Consider the following 13883-nt stretch of genomic DNA (forward strand, 5'->3'; position numbering starts at 1 on the left):
CGGGCCTCCTACAGCCGGATCCGGGGGTCGATGAGCGCGTACGCCAGGTCGGCGAGCAGGTTGCACAGCAGCACGAGAATCGCGACCGCCATCACGAACCCGAGCAGCACCGGGTAGTCGCGGGCGAGGACGGCGTCCAGCGCCATGCGGCCCATGCCCGGCCAGGCGAAGATCTGCTCCACGACCACGGCGCCGGCGAACAGCGTCGGGATCTGGATCGCCACCACCGTGACGAGCGGGATCAGCGCGTTGTGCAGCGCGTGGCGGCCGATCACCCGGCGCTGGGACAGCCCCTTGGACCGGGCCGTGGTCAGGAAGTCCTGGCCGAGGACCTCCAGCATGCCGGCCCGGGCGTAGCGCACGTAGGGCCCGGCGAGCGCGAAGCCGAGGATCGACGCCGGCAGCACCAGATGGTGCAGGGAGTCGACGAACCCGCCGCCGCCGATCGAGTTCATCCCGCTGGTCGGGAACCACTGCAGCTTGAGGCCGAAGACGTAGATGCCCAGCAGCGCGCCGAAGAAGCTCGGCACCGAGATGGCCAGCAGGCTCACCACGGTCGTGCCGTAGTCGACGGCGCTGTTGCGCCGCAGGGCCGCCACGACGCCCATCGGGATGCCGACGAGCAGCGAGAGCAGCAGCGCGGTGCCCATGAGCGACACCGTGGGGCCGAGCCGCTGCGCCATCACCTCGGTGACCGGCTGGCCGCTGCTGAACGAGAAGCCGAGGTTGCCGTGCAGCAGCTCGGCGACCCAGTGGAAGTACTGCACCGGCAGCGACGAGTCCAGCCCGAGCTGATGGCGCCGCAGCGCGACGGCCGCGTCCCGGTCGCCGGAGAACGACATCGGATCGATCATCATCTCGGCCGGATCGCCCGGCATGAGCTGCAGCAGGACGAACAGCAGCACGCTGATGCCGATCAGCACCACCGTGGACACCAGCAGGCGCCGGACGATGAAGGCGATCAAGTACTCACTCTCCTAGAGCAACGGGCTGGTGCCGCCGCACGGTTGGCGCGGCGGCACCGCTCGACATCTCGGGACGGGTCAACTCACCGACCAGTCCGCGGCGTTCCAGAACGCGTCCACCACCGACGGGTTGAGCTTGAAGCCCTTCAGCCGGTCGCTGGTCGCCGCGATCGTGTTCGGCACGTACATCACGAGGATCGGCACCCGCTCGTTCACGATCTTCTGCGCGTCGGCGTAGATCTGCTGCCGCTGGCTCTGGTCCCGCGTCGCGATGCCCTTGGCCAGCAGCTCGTCGAGCTGCTTGTCGCAGTAGCCGGAGATGTTGGTGCCGCCGACCGCCGCGCACGACAGCCGCGCGTTCATCGACGCCGGGTCGATGGTGAACAACCCGTAGGAGGAGATGAGCAGGTCGAAGTCGCGCTTGCCGATCGCCTTGGACAGATCCGCCGCCTGGTAATTCTGCACCTTGGCGTTGATCCCGACGTCCTTGAGCTGCCCGGCGATGATCGTGGCGGCCGTGTCGCGGTCGCGCTGGCCGGGCGTGAGCTCGATGCGCACCTCGGTGGCCGCGTTCCAGCCGGCCTGGGCCAGCAGCGTCTTGGCCTTCGCCGGGTCGTAGCCGTAATGGGTCAGGCCGCTGGGCACTGCCCACGACGGGCCGTGCACCAGCGTGTCGACGACCGTGCCCTCGCCGTTGAGGACCTGCTTGACCAGCGAGTCGCGGTCGATCGCGTACATGATCGCCTGCCGGACCAGCGGGTTGGCGAGCTTGCCGGAGTCGTGCGCGGTGTGCAGGGCGAAGATGCCGGGGCCCTCGGCGCGCTGCACCTTGACGCCCTTGAGGCCCTCGATCCGCTTGGCGTCCGGGGCCGCGACCTGGGCGTAGTCGAGCTTGCCGGTCTGCAGCTGGGCCATCGCCGCGTCGGTGGTCAAGTACTGCGCGAAGACGCGGTCCAGGCCGAGCTTCTTGCGGTACTGCGGATTGGCCTTGAACTCGACCTGGTCCGCGGTGACCCAGCGGGAGAAGACGTACGGGCCGAGGCCGACCGTCGGGCTGCGGAAGAACGGGTTGTCGGTCAGCCCCTCGAGCGGGAACTTGCTGACGATGTGCTCGGGCAGGATGAACATGATCGGCTGGACGAGCTCGTCGAGGAACGCGACGTTGGGCTTGTCGAGCTGGATGACGAAGGTGTTGTCGTCCGGCGCCTGGAAGCCGGCCACGCTGGTCGTGGCGCCGGACTTGACCGCCGCCGCGCCGCTGACGGGTGCGAACTTGCCGGCGTAGCCGCTGCCGCTCTTCGCGTTGGCGTAGAGGTTGTACGTGAACACGACGTCACGGGCGGTGAACGGCGTCCCGTCGCTCCACTTGACGCCCTGGACGAGGTGGAACGTCCAGGTCTTGCCGTCCTCGCTGACCTCCCACTTCTCGGCCAGCCGCGGGCCGTAGGTGTTGTCCGCGCCGGCCGAGACGAGCGAGTCCCAGTGCAGTTGCTCCATCAGGTGGTCCGGCCCGATCGAGGCCAGCAGCGGGTTGAAGCCGCGCGGGGCCTGGTAGAGCTGGACGGTCGCGTCGCGGCTGCCGCCGGTGCTGCCGTTGCCGTTGCCGCTGCCGCCGGAGCAGCCGGCGAGGGCCAGGGCGAGCACGGCCAGGCCTGCGAGTAAGGCCCGGGTGTGTCGTCGCATGATCATGAGCCTTCCAGGGGTCAGTATCAGCCACAAGAACAGGAAATTCACAGGTCACGGCGGGTGCGGTGCGGCTAGGACAGCCGCAGCTCGTTCCACGCGACGAAGCGCCCGTGATGCGGTGCGAAGCTGTAGAAGACGACCAGGACGTCGCCGCCCGGCAGGTTCGCCATGGCGGGGTAGCCGCACTGGTACTCGGCGGTGTACCGGTACCCGTGCGGGTCGGCCAGCGGGAGCGGGTCGGAGAACGTCCGGCCCCCGTCGTGGCTGCGCCGGACCTCGACGCCGGGGGCGTCGGGGCCTCCCTCGGGCGCGCACCGGCGGGTCGCGAGCAGCAGGCTGCCGTCCTCCGCCCGGTGCAGCAGTGGTGACATGCCGGTGAAGCCCAGCGGCCCGTACGGGCTCCACGTCTGCCCGGCGTCGGCCGACTCGGCGCGGAAGAGCCGCATCGTCGTGTCGCCGCCGATGCCCTGCTGTCGCAGGACCGCCAGGAGCTTCCCGTCGCCGAGTTCGAGCACGGTCGTCTCGGTGAACCCGTCGATCGGGCTGTGCGGGCGGAACGCGGGGTCGTTGGTGACGGCGATGTCCGGATTGCCGTCGGCGCTCAGGCCGTCGACCTCGGGGGTGGCGTACGCCCCGGCGAGCCGGGCGTCGGGGTCGAAGCCGATCGTCGAGCCGACCGTCCAGGTCCGCCCGGCGTCGGCGGAGACCAGCAGCGCCGAGCGCCACCGCTCCTCGCTCGTGCGCTGGCCCCAGACCGGCCACAGCAGGCGGCCGTCGGCCAGCTCGAGGATCTCGCCGTAGACGGCGGGGCTGTGAAAGTCCAGCTCGAGCCGCTCGCCGCCGGTCCAGCTGCGGCCGCCGTCGGTGGAGCGCAGGAGGTGGGCGGAGATGACCCGGCCGGCCACGCCCTGCCCGGGGGTCCATTTCACGCCGTTGTACGGCAGCAGCAGCGTCCCGTCGCGCAGCGTGGTCAGGGCGACCGCGTTGAGCACGGCGTCGAGCCCGTCGCCGGGGGTGGCCACGATCTGCGGCGCCGACCAGGTGCGGCCCTCGTCAGCCGAGCGGACCACGCCGACCGTGCCGCCGGGCCAGCCGTCGGGAACGGTGGAGAACGACGCCACCAGCTCGCCGCCGGCTCGGGTCAGCCCGGGGAACATCGCCGGGACGGCGTCCACGACCACGCCCGTCTCGGTGATGTCGAAGGCGGCGTCGGCGCCGGTGCGAAGCTGTGTCACCCGAACCTCCAGCGTTTCATCTAGTGAGTCGTGCGTTCTATTTCTCGGGAATCTAGACCGTGGGTCATGCCCGGTCAAGATCGGAGGCCATGCGTCGCCCGGCATGGCCGTTTCAGTTTGGTCTCAGTGCAGTGGCGGCAGGTCGCGCCACGCCGCGGCCTCGGCCGCCGCGCGGACCGCCTCGGCGGCGGCGAGCGCGGCGACCCCGTCGTCGAGGGTCACGAGCGGCTCGGCCTCGCCCCGGGCCACGGCGACGAGGTGCGCGGCCTGCCGGGCCAGGGCCGCGGCCGCCGGCTCGGGAAGTTCGTGCCGGACCGTCCGGTCGCGGCCGTGCGCGCGGGAGCGGACGTCGACCGTGCCGCGGCCGAAGTCGGCCAGCAGCGTGCCGCCGGTGCCGAGGACCTGCACGGTGCGGGTGCCGAGCGGCTCGAGGTAGTCGAGGTGGAAGGTGGCGCGCAGGCCGGAGGCGAACTCCAGCAGGCCGTCGACGCAGTTCGGGCTCTCGACGTGGGGGACGGAGGTGACGGTCCGGGCCGCCGCGAACGCCCGCGCGATCGGGCCGAAGTACCAGCGCAGGTAGTCCCATTCGTGGGAGTAGTCGCGATACAGCCGATCCGGCTCTTTCGTCCCGAAGCGGGACACGGCCGCCTCGATCGTCCCGTAGGCGCCGAGCATGACGTGGACCGCCACCGGCTCGCCGATCTCCCCGTCGGCGAGGACCTGTCTCGTGCGCTGCACGGCGAGCCGGTGCCGCAGCACATACCCCACCAGTGCCGGCGTCCCCGTCGCCGCGACGCCGGCGGCCGCCGCCCGCGCCTGGGCCAGACTCGCCGCGACCGGCTTCTCGACCAGCAGCGGCAGGCCCCGCTCGGCTGCGGCTCGTATCTGGGCCGGGTGGACGTGGTCAGGCCCGGCGACGACGAACGCGTCGAGGCCGGCCTCCAGCAGTTCGCCGAGGTCGCCGGTGGTCCGTTCGACGGCCGGGTTGGCGGCCGCCGCGGCCCGCCGGCCGGGATCGGGGTCGAACGCGACCAGCCGGACCCCGGGAACCTGGCCGAACGCGGTGATGTGCTGCAGGCCGATTGAGCCGAGCCCGCTCACGCCGATGAGCATGGTGCCAGCCTCATCAGTAGTCCCATCAGTAGCTGGTCCAGCCGCCGTCGACGAGCAGGCCGGTGCCGGTGACGAACGACGCCTCCGGGGTGCACAGCCAGGCGACGGCCGCGGCGACGTCGCCCGGAACGCCGCGCCGGCCCAGCGGGGTGGCCCGGTCGAAGGGGCCGTCGCCGGGCGCGGGGCCGTCGGGGCGGACCCGGATGTCGCCGGGCGCGACGTGGACGGCCCGGATGCCGCGCCCGGCCAGTTCGAAGCCGAGCGCCCGGGTGAGCCCGGCCAGCCCGGCCTTGGCCGCGACGTACGCGGAGGCGTCGGCCTGCGCGGCGAAGGCGGCGACGCTGGTGACGTTGACGATGACCGAGCCGGCGGCCATGTACGGCAGCGCGTCGCGGGCCAGCCGGAAGGGCGCCTTGAGGTTGACGTCGACGACGGCGTCGAGGCGCGCGTCGTCGTACTCGCCGAACGGGGCGGCGGCCGCGGGCCCGGTGACGCCGGCATTGTTCACGAGGATGTCGATCCGCCCGCGGTGCCGCACGGCAGCCTCGACGAGCGCCCGGCATCCGGCCGCGGTGGCCAGGTCGGCACCGACCGCGACGATCGTGCGCCCGGCGGGCCCGGTGAGGCGCGCGGCGGCCGCCTGGCCCTCCTCGGCGCTCAGCGCGCCCAGGACGACCTCGGCGCCGTCGTCGGCGAGCCGCTCGACGATCCCGGCGCCGATCCCGGTCGCGCCCCCGGTGACGACGGCGACCTTGTTCACCAGCGGACGGTGTGCGGTCATGGCAGCAGCCCCGGCGGCAGTTCGCCCCGGTCGAGGTGTTCGACCGCGGTCCGCAGGTGCGTGTGGGCGTCCTTGAGCACCGGTGCGCCGTGCCCGGGCAGCAGGACGTCCGGGTCCAGCGCCGCCACGTCCCGCAGGCTCTGGCCGAGCTCCCGCAGGTCGGTGTCGGGCGTGGCGAGGACGGCCACGCGGCCACGGGCGAACACCAGGTCGCCGCTGAACAGGGCGCGCGACCCGGCGTCGCGGAAGCTGAAGCAGCAGTGACCGGCGGCGTGGCCCGGCGTCGCGTGGATCCCGAGCGTGAGCGCGCCGACGGCGAGCTCGTCCGTTTCCAGGGGGCTCACCGGCACCGGCGCCGGGCGCAGCCCGGGCGGGTAGACGCCGGCCCGCCGCGCGGTGCGCAGGCCCGACGCGTCCTCGTCGCCGGCCGCGACGATCGCCGCGGCCGCCGGCAGCGCCATGACGGTCGCGCTGAGCAGCCGGGCCAGGTCGGCGGCGCCGCCGGCGTGGTCGGCGTGCGCGTGGGTGAGCAGGACTCGCGACACCGGGCGGGCGCCGAGGCAGGCCCGCACGTTCGCGGCGATCCGGTCCGCGGCCAGGCCGCAGCCGGCGTCGACGAGCACGGCGTCGGTGCCGCCGTCGACGAGATACACGTGCGAGTCGTGCGCGTCGGTGAGCCCGAAGCCGAGTGTGCCGCTGCCGACCAGCGTGACCCGCGCCGTGAGCCGGACCGGGGCGGGCCAGCTCATCGCCGGTCCTCGGCGAGGACCTCGCGGACGTGGCGGACGGCCTGCTCGCCGACCGGGGTGAACGGCTCGCTCAGCGTCGCGGTCTCGATCACGCCCAGTTCGACCAGGGCGGCCTTGAGCGCGCCGATCGCGCCGGCGGTGAAGGAGCCGGCGCCGTGCGGGCCCTCGTAGATGCGGTGCAGGTGGGTCAGCCGGTCCTGCAGATCCCGGGCCGCGCGCCAGTCGCCGGCGTCCGCCGCGTCGGCCAAGGCCCGGTGGACGGCGGTGAAGACGTTGGACAGGCCGGGCACCGCGCCGGTGAAGCCGATCTGCAGGGCGGCGTCGACGCACGTCTCGGAACCGGTCAACAGGCGCACCGCAGGCGATCGGCCGGTGGCCAGCACCGCGGCGCGGTGGCCGCCGAGGTCTCCGGAGCTGTCCTTGACGCCGGCCAGGACGCCCTTGGCGACGAGCTCGCCGAGCAGGGCGGCGCCGACCGGGGTCGGGACGCGCGCCGGGACGTGGTAGGCGATCGTGGGCACGCCGCCGGCCTCGGCGACGGCCGCGAAGTGCCGGGCGAGCTCCGTCTGCGAGAGCGGAAACATCGACGGCGGTGGCACGAGCAGGCTGCGCGCGCCCGCGGCGGCGAACCGGGCGGCGAGCTGGGCCGCCTGGCGGGTGTTGAGGGCCGCGACGCCGGCCATGACGTCGCGGTCGGTGGCCGCGGCGGCGGTGGCCACGACGGCCTCCTGCTCGTCGGGGAGCAGGTGCCCGCCCTCGCCGGTCGAGCCGAGCACCAGCACGCCGTCGGCCCCTTCCGACACGACGTGCCGGACGAGCCGCGCAAGCGACGGCCGGTCGACCGTGCCCCGGTCGGTGAGGGGGGTGATCAGCGGCGGGACGACCTCTGTCACATTGGGCTCCCTTACATCGGCTGAGTGGGCCGTCCCGCGGTCGACCGCGAGTCGGTATGCTCGCAGAGACAGAAATGAAACTCTCGTTTTAGCACGTGGTATACCTTCTAGTCGTCCGCGTGGATCATGTCAATCCTCGTAACAGGCTTGGAACACAGAGGGCTGCGCGGCGACAGTGGACCGTCGAACGGAGGCCAGGAACGATGCAAGTTGACGACGCCGCAGGTCAGGGCGGCGGGGCGGCGTACAACATCCGCGCCGTGGACCGGGTGTGCGACCTGCTGGACGCCCTGCAGCAACAGCCCGCGACCGGGCTGTCGCTCGCCGCGCTCGCCGAGGCGGTGTCGCTGCCGAAGAGCTCCACGCTGCGGTACCTTTCGGCGCTGGAGGCCCGCAGCTACGTCGAGCGCGACACCGGCGACGGCTCCTATCGGCTGGGCCTGGCGTTCCGGCCGCAGCGCTTCGACTACCTCGCGGCCCTGCGCGACGCGGTGCTGCCGCACCTGGTCAAGCTGCGCGACCGGTTCGAGGAGACGATGAACTTCGCCGTGCTCGACGGCGTCGAGGTCGTGCACGTCGAGGTGGTCGAGAGCGCGCGGCGGGTGCGGCTGGCGGCCAGCCGCGGCGAGCGGGCCTGCCTGCACTCGACCGCGACCGGCAAGGTCATGGCCGGCCAGATCCCCGAGAGCCGGCTGCGCACCATCCTCGAGCAGGCCGGGATGCCCGAGTTCACGGCGGACACGATCACCACCGTGGACGGGTTCCTGGGCGAGGTCAAGCTCACCTTGGAGCGGGGCTGGGGCATCGACGACTGCGAGAACCAGCCCGACGGGCGGTGCGTGGCCGTGCCCGTCGAAGGCATCGCGGTCCCGGCCGCGCTGAGCCTGTCGGCGCCGGCCTCGCGCTTCGCCTCGGAGGACGCCCAGCGGGTCGCGCACCTGCTCAAGAAGCACATGGGGCCGCTCGTGGACGCGGTGCGCGACGTGCCGCACTGAGCCCCCCGCCGGTTCCGTTGTGATCATTTCTCGCCGCGCGGGGGTTGACGGCTCCCGCCCTGCGGCGTTTAGGGTGTCGAAACGGAACATCAATTGCAGCTAGTGAAACGGTGGTCTTCGTGCGGTACCCAACCCCCGTGACAAGTCCCGCCATCGGTCCGGCGGCCGGCCCCTACAGCCCCGCCGTGCGCGTGGGCGACCTGCTTTTCGTCTCCGGGCAGGGCCCGTTCCGCCCGGACGGCAGCCAGGCCGGCCCCGCCTTCCGCGACCAGGCCGAGACCGTCTTCGACAACATCGCCGCCCTCGCCGACGCGGCGGGCACATCGCTGGCCCATGCCGTCCGGATCGGCTGCTACCTGAGCACCCTTGAGCACTTCGCCGAGTGGAATGCGGCCTGCCAGCGGCGCCTCAGCGCGCCGCACCCGGCCCGCACCACCGTCCCGGTCGCGCTGCCCGGCTTCGACATCGAGGTCGACGCCGTGCTGTGGATCCCGCCCGCGGACGAGGATGCTTCCCGATGACCGCCGATCAGGCCGTGCGCCCCGGCACCGGCGCCACCGATCTCGCCGCCCGGGCCGCCGCGGTGCTCCCCGGCGGCGTCAGCTCCAACGTGCGGCTCGCCACCGCCCGGACCTTCTTCGAGCGCGGCAGCGGCCCGCGGCTGTGGGACGTCGACGGCAACGAGTACGTCGACTATCTGCTCGGCCAGGGCCCCGCGTTCCTCGGCCACGCCCACCCGCAGGTCAACGGCGCGGTCACCGCCGCCGTCGGGCGCGGGATGGTCTTCGGCGCCCAGCACGCCCTGGAGGTCGAGGCGGTCGAGAAGCTGCTCGCCGCGGTCGGCTGGGCCGACATGGCCCGCCTCGGCGTGTCCGGCACCGAGGCTGTGCAGGGAGCGCTGCGCCTGGCCCGCGCCGCGACCGGGCGGCGCAAGATGATCGGGTTCGCCGGGCAGTACCACGGCTGGCTCGACACCGTCCTCATGGCCCACGGCCCGGACGGGCGCCACGGCCCCGGCTCCGCCGGCCAGCCGCCGCAGTACCTCGCGGACTGGCTCGTCACCCCGTTCAACGACGCCGAGGCCCTGCAGCGGTGCTTCGAGGAGCACCCGGGCGAGATCGCCGCGGTCATCCTCGAGCCGATGATGTGCAACAGCGGGGCGATCGCGCCGCGCTCCGGGTTCCTGGCCCGACTGCGCGAGCTGTGCACCGCCCACGGCGCCGTGCTCATCTTCGACGAGGTCGTCACCGGCTTCCGGCTCGCCTTCGGCGGCGCCGCCCAGCGTTTCGGCGTCACCCCCGACGTCGCCATCTACGGCAAGGCCGTCGCCGGCGGCTGGCCCGTCGCGGCCATCGCCGGGCGCCGCGAGCTGCTGGAGCTGTTCGGCACCGGCAAGGTCAACCACTCGGGCACCTTCAACGCCTCGGTCATGGCCGCCGCCGCGGTCTCGGCGACGATGGACGTGCTGCGGGAGACCCAGCCGTACACCGCCGTCGAGGAGCACGGCGCCGCGCTCTTGACCGGCCTGCGCGGCATCGGCGAGCGTCACGGCGTGCCGCTGCACGTGCAGGGACTGCCGGCCGCGTTCCACGTCTCGTTCCGCGCCGAGGGCGCCCCGCCGGCCGACGTGGTCGACCACGCCTCGCTGCAGTCACTGGACCTGGCGCGGTACACCCGCTTCAGCCGAACCCTCGCCGCGCACGGCATCTGGGTCGCCGGCCGCGGCATCTGGTACGTCTCGGCCGCCCACGGCCCCGCCGAGCTCACCGACGCCCTGGACCGCTTCGACCGAGCCCTCGCCGCCGACGTCGCGGAGTCGCGGCGATGACGCTGCCCCGGGTCGCGGTGCTGGGGCTGTGGCACGAGACGAACACGTACGGGCCCAACCCGGCCGACCTCGCCGCGTTCGAGGCGTTCGAACTCGTCGCCGGTGACGACGTCCGCCGGCACCACGCCGGCGACCGGTCGGTCATCAGCGGGTTCCTCGCCGCGCCCGGGCTCGACCCGGTGCCGGTCTTCTCCGCCGGCGCCTGGCCGTCCGGGCCCGCCCCGGCGGCGACCCTGGCCACCCTGCTCGACCGTCTCACCGCGGCGCTCGCGGCCGCCGCCCCGTTCGACGGGGTACTGCTCAACCTGCACGGGGCGATGGTCGCGGCCGGGACGCCCGACGTCGAGGCGGTGCTGTTGCGGCGGGTCCGCGCGATCGTCGGCGACGTCCCGATCGCGGCCGTGCTCGACCTGCACGCCAACCCGTCGCCGTCGTTCGTGGGCGCGTGCGACATCGTGCTGGCCTACGACACGTATCCGCACGTCGACATGTTCGAGCGCGGGCACGAGGCGGCCGCGCTGCTGGCGGAGGCGATCGGCGGGCGTGCGCTGACCACGATCCTGGCCAAGGTGCCGCTGCTGACGTGCCCGCTGTCCCAGTCCACCGACGCGGAGCCGATGCGCGGGCTGATCGAGCGGGCGCGGGCCCGGGTCGCCGCGGCCGGGCTGGCCCGGGTCTCGCTCACCCCCGGCTTCGCGTACAGCGACGTGGAACGGGCCGGGATCGGCGTCCTCGTCGTCGCCGATCCCGATCGGGCGGCCGAGGCGCGCGAGGTCGCCAACGAGATCGCCGGCGATTTCGAGGTACACGCGGCGGATTTCGCCCTTCACCGGCCCGGCGTGGACGCCGCCGTGCGGGAGGCCCTGGGTGCCGATGTCCGGCCGGTCGTGCTGGCCGACGTGGCCGACAACATCGGCGGCGGGAGCCCCGGCGACGGGACGGCGTTGCTGGCGTCGCTGATCGCCGCCGACGCCGCGGATGCCGTCGTCGTGATCGCCGATGCCGAGGTCGCCCGGCGGGCGGCGTCGCTCGGCGCGGGGGCGAGCATCGTCGCCGCGGTCGGGGGGAAGACGGACGATCGGCACGGTACACCCGTGGAAATGCGGGCCGAGATCCTGGCCGTGACCGATGGCGGTTACACGACCGCGGGGTCGTGGATGACCGGGCAGTCGTTCAGCATGGGCACGACCGCGGTGCTGCGGCAGCGGGGCGTGCGGGTCGTCGTCACCGAGCGCGCGACCCCGCCGTTCCACCGGGAGCACCTGACATCGGTGGGCATCGACCCGGCGACCGTGGCGGTCATCGTGGCCAAGGGCGCGGTCGCGTGGCGCTCGGCGTTTCCCGACGCGGCGCTGGCCATCGAGGTCGCCACCCCGGGGGTGTGCCCGGTCGACGTCTCCACCCTGCCGCGCACCACCGCGCCGCAACGGGTGGTGGCCTGATGGTGAGCCTGGGGGAGGGGGACACACCACTGCTCGACGTCACCGACGTCCTCGGCCTGGCCGGCATCACCGTGCACGTCAAGTGCGAGCATCTCAACCCGACCGGGTCGTTCAAGGACCGGGTGGCCGCGGTGGCGGTTTCGCTGGTCCGGGAGCGGTCGCTGCGCGGCATCGTCGGCACGTCCTCGGGCAATGGCGGGGCGGCCGTCGCCGCCTACGGGGCTCGGGCCGGAGTCCGGGTGATCCTGCTCGCCCTGGCCACCACGCCGCCGGAGAAGCTGGTGCAGATCCGCGCGGCCGGGGCCGAGGTGTATCTCGTCGAGGGCCTCGGGCACGACCCGCGCACCACCCTCGCGCTGGCATCGCAGGTACGTGACGTCGCCGCGCGGCAGGGGTATCTGGCGTTCCTGACCGGTGGCCGGTACGCGCCGGAGATCATGACGGGGGCTCGGACGATCGCCTATGAGCTGGCCGCGCAGACCTCACCGACCCATGTCTATGCGCCGATCGGCGGGGGCGGGCTGTATGCGTCGCTGTGGCGCGGGTATCGGGACCTCGGCGGTTCTGTGCCTCGGCTGGTGGCCGTCCAGCCCAGCGGTTGTCCTACCGTGCGGGACGCGCTCGCCGGCGGCCCGGGCGTCCTGACCTCGCCGAGCACCACCGGCATCTCCGGCCTGCAGGTGGCGGCACTGTTCGACGACGACGTTCCCGCGGCCGTCGCCGGGTCCGGCGGGCATCTCACCGAGGTCAGCGACGACGAGGTTGCCGCCGCGCACGCCCGGATGGTGCGGGCCGGCATCTTCGTCGAACCGGCCGGGGCCACCGCCCTGGCCGGGCTGCTCGCCGACGCCTCGTCCGGCCGTATCCCGGCCGGGTCGCGGGCCGTGCTCATCGCCACCGGCGCCGGCTGGAAGGACACCGGCGCCCTGCACGCCCTGACCGAACCCGGGCCGCCGCCACGGTGGACCGCCGGCCTCGCGGAGCTGCTCGCATGACCGTCTTCGACGCGTTCTCGCTCGCCGGCCGGACGGCGATCGTCACCGGCGGCACCGGCCTGTACGGCACGCCGATCGCCCGCACACTGGCCGAGGCCGGCGCCCACGTCATCATCACCTCCCGGTCGGCGGCCAAGGCGGACGCCGCCGCCGCGGTCCTGCGCTCGGCTGGCCTCGCGGCCTCGGGCATCGCGCTGGACCTGTCGGATCCGTCGTCGATCGCGACCCTGTCCGGCCGCCTGGACACCGCCGTCGACATCCTGGTCAACAACGCCGTGCACCGCCAGGGCGGCGACCTGTTCACGACGTCGGCGGCCGACTGGGACGCGACATCGGCGGCCAACTCCCGCGGCCTGTTCCTGCTGACCCAGACGGTGGCCGCCGCGATGATCGCGCGCGGTGCCGGCGGCGCGATCCTGAACATCGGGTCCATCTACGGCATCACCGGGCCCGACTTCGGCCTGTATGCCGGGACGTCCATGACGATGCCGCTGTTCTACGCGTACGACAAGGCGGGCATGATCGGCCTGACCCGCCACCTGGCCGTCCAGCTGGGCCCGCACGGCATCCGGGTCAACTGCCTGGCGCCGGGCGGGCTGGCCGACGGCACCCAGCCGGCGTCGTTCGTCGAGCGTTACCGCGCCCGCACCCCGCTGGGCCGCCTGGCCGAGGAGTCCGACGTGACGGGTGCGCTGCTGCTCCTGGTCTCGGATGCGGGCGCCTACATCACGGGGGTGACCCTCCCCGTCGACGGCGGCTTCACCGCCCACTGACGAAAGCTTGATTGAATACCGCGCCGCAGGTCGGTGCAGAGCTGTCCGAACGGTGGCTGAAGTCTGGTTGCGGACGCGGTATGAAGGTCGATGTGGAGGCGGTTGAGAGGCTGACCCAGGGCGGACTCGTACACGGGGACCTGCTGCTGGCTGATGCGTTGGAGAGTCTGCGCGAGCAGCTCAAGGTGGCCGTCGAGCGGGCGCAGGGGCAGGATCTGTCGTTCTCCTGCGAAAGCGTCGAGGTGCAGCTGCAGGTGGTTGTCACGCACACGCGCAAGGGCGAGGTCAAGGGCGGGCTGTGGAGCGTCGTCACGGTCGGTGGCGGGGTCGATCATGCGACCAGCGCCACGCACGTCGTGAAGCTCGTGCTCAAGCCGGAGCTGGGCGGCGCCGGCGGCAAACTCAAGATGAGCGACGACTGACCGGCG

Annotated in this window: 14 protein-coding genes; 7 read left to right on the forward strand and 7 right to left on the reverse strand. The window is 73.2% G+C overall.

Annotation, left to right across the window (positions count from 1 at the left end):
• Positions 1 to 8 precede the first annotated feature (8 nt).
• From ACQPY0_RS26930 to ACQPY0_RS26960, 7 genes are all read right to left on the reverse strand, one after another.
• Positions 9 to 965 (reverse strand): ABC transporter permease, encoded by a 957-nt coding sequence (locus ACQPY0_RS26930; protein WP_432993977.1) that lies wholly within the window; start codon positions 963 to 965, stop codon positions 9 to 11.
• A gap of 78 nt (positions 966 to 1043) precedes the next feature.
• Positions 1044 to 2648, reverse strand: coding sequence for an ABC transporter substrate-binding protein (locus ACQPY0_RS26935; protein ID WP_432993979.1), 1605 nt, complete (start codon positions 2646 to 2648; stop codon positions 1044 to 1046).
• Positions 2649 to 2722: 74 nt separating this feature from the next.
• A complete protein-coding gene (locus tag ACQPY0_RS26940; protein ID WP_432993981.1) occupies positions 2723 to 3886 on the reverse strand; it encodes a sialidase family protein in 1164 nt (387 codons plus the stop codon).
• Between the two features lie 123 nt (positions 3887 to 4009).
• A complete protein-coding gene (locus ACQPY0_RS26945) occupies positions 4010 to 4999 on the reverse strand; it encodes a Gfo/Idh/MocA family protein (RefSeq protein WP_432993983.1) in 990 nt (329 codons plus the stop codon).
• Between the two features lie 25 nt (positions 5000 to 5024).
• Complete coding sequence (locus tag ACQPY0_RS26950; protein ID WP_432993985.1) at positions 5025 to 5780, reverse strand: SDR family NAD(P)-dependent oxidoreductase; 756 nt, start codon at positions 5778 to 5780, stop codon at positions 5025 to 5027.
• A complete protein-coding gene (locus ACQPY0_RS26955) occupies positions 5777 to 6529 on the reverse strand; it encodes an MBL fold metallo-hydrolase (protein ID WP_432993987.1) in 753 nt (250 codons plus the stop codon). The genes ACQPY0_RS26950 and ACQPY0_RS26955 overlap by 4 nt, the downstream gene beginning before the upstream one ends.
• Positions 6526 to 7422 (reverse strand): dihydrodipicolinate synthase family protein, encoded by an 897-nt coding sequence (locus tag ACQPY0_RS26960; protein WP_432993989.1) that lies wholly within the window; start codon positions 7420 to 7422, stop codon positions 6526 to 6528. Before ACQPY0_RS26960 ends, ACQPY0_RS26955 begins: the two co-directional genes overlap by 4 nt.
• Positions 7423 to 7625: 203 nt before the next feature.
• Between ACQPY0_RS26960 and ACQPY0_RS26965 the strand changes: the two genes are divergently transcribed.
• From ACQPY0_RS26965 to ACQPY0_RS26995, 7 genes are all read left to right on the forward strand, one after another.
• Positions 7626 to 8417, forward strand: coding sequence for an IclR family transcriptional regulator (locus ACQPY0_RS26965; protein ID WP_432993991.1), 792 nt, complete (start codon positions 7626 to 7628; stop codon positions 8415 to 8417).
• Positions 8418 to 8554: 137 nt separating this feature from the next.
• Entirely contained in the window at positions 8555 to 8938 is a 384-nt protein-coding gene (locus ACQPY0_RS26970) for a RidA family protein (RefSeq protein ID WP_432993993.1), read from the forward strand.
• Positions 8935 to 10245, forward strand: coding sequence for an aspartate aminotransferase family protein (locus ACQPY0_RS26975; protein WP_432993995.1), 1311 nt, complete (start codon positions 8935 to 8937; stop codon positions 10243 to 10245). The genes ACQPY0_RS26970 and ACQPY0_RS26975 overlap by 4 nt, the downstream gene beginning before the upstream one ends.
• Complete coding sequence (locus tag ACQPY0_RS26980; protein ID WP_432993997.1) at positions 10242 to 11687, forward strand: M81 family metallopeptidase; 1446 nt, start codon at positions 10242 to 10244, stop codon at positions 11685 to 11687. The genes ACQPY0_RS26975 and ACQPY0_RS26980 overlap by 4 nt, the downstream gene beginning before the upstream one ends.
• The gene (locus ACQPY0_RS26985) at positions 11687 to 12682 is read left to right on the forward strand and encodes a pyridoxal-phosphate dependent enzyme (RefSeq protein ID WP_432993999.1); all 996 of its coding nucleotides are present in this window, start codon (positions 11687 to 11689) and stop codon (positions 12680 to 12682) included. Before ACQPY0_RS26980 ends, ACQPY0_RS26985 begins: the two co-directional genes overlap by 1 nt.
• On the forward strand, positions 12679 to 13455 hold the full coding sequence (locus ACQPY0_RS26990; RefSeq protein WP_432994001.1) for an SDR family oxidoreductase: 777 nt from the start codon (positions 12679 to 12681) through the stop codon (positions 13453 to 13455). The genes ACQPY0_RS26985 and ACQPY0_RS26990 overlap by 4 nt, the downstream gene beginning before the upstream one ends.
• Positions 13456 to 13535: 80 nt before the next feature.
• Positions 13536 to 13877, forward strand: coding sequence for a trypco2 family protein (locus ACQPY0_RS26995; RefSeq protein WP_432994003.1), 342 nt, complete (start codon positions 13536 to 13538; stop codon positions 13875 to 13877).
• Positions 13878 to 13883 lie beyond the last annotated feature (6 nt).

This window comes from Dactylosporangium sp. CA-233914 (assembly GCF_050942935.1).
Taxonomy (GTDB): domain Bacteria; phylum Actinomycetota; class Actinomycetes; order Mycobacteriales; family Micromonosporaceae; genus Dactylosporangium.

Excerpts from the sequence above, each read along its gene's own strand:
- ACQPY0_RS26935 (WP_432993979.1), bottom strand. The coding sequence starts at position 2,648 with ATGCGACGACACACCCGGGCCTTACTCGCAGGCCTGGCCGTGCTCGCC.
- ACQPY0_RS26945 (WP_432993983.1), bottom strand. The coding sequence starts at position 4,999 with ATGCTCATCGGCGTGAGCGGGCTCGGCTCAATCGGCCTGCAGCACATC.
- ACQPY0_RS26950 (WP_432993985.1), bottom strand. The coding sequence starts at position 5,780 with ATGACCGCACACCGTCCGCTGGTGAACAAGGTCGCCGTCGTCACCGGG.
- ACQPY0_RS26955 (WP_432993987.1), bottom strand. The coding sequence starts at position 6,529 with ATGAGCTGGCCCGCCCCGGTCCGGCTCACGGCGCGGGTCACGCTGGTC.
- ACQPY0_RS26965 (WP_432993991.1), top strand. The coding sequence starts at position 7,626 with ATGCAAGTTGACGACGCCGCAGGTCAGGGCGGCGGGGCGGCGTACAAC.
- ACQPY0_RS26975 (WP_432993995.1), top strand. The coding sequence starts at position 8,935 with ATGACCGCCGATCAGGCCGTGCGCCCCGGCACCGGCGCCACCGATCTC.
- ACQPY0_RS26980 (WP_432993997.1), top strand. The coding sequence starts at position 10,242 with ATGACGCTGCCCCGGGTCGCGGTGCTGGGGCTGTGGCACGAGACGAAC.
- ACQPY0_RS26985 (WP_432993999.1), top strand. The coding sequence starts at position 11,687 with ATGGTGAGCCTGGGGGAGGGGGACACACCACTGCTCGACGTCACCGAC.
- ACQPY0_RS26990 (WP_432994001.1), top strand. The coding sequence starts at position 12,679 with ATGACCGTCTTCGACGCGTTCTCGCTCGCCGGCCGGACGGCGATCGTC.
- ACQPY0_RS26995 (WP_432994003.1), top strand. The coding sequence starts at position 13,536 with ATGAAGGTCGATGTGGAGGCGGTTGAGAGGCTGACCCAGGGCGGACTC.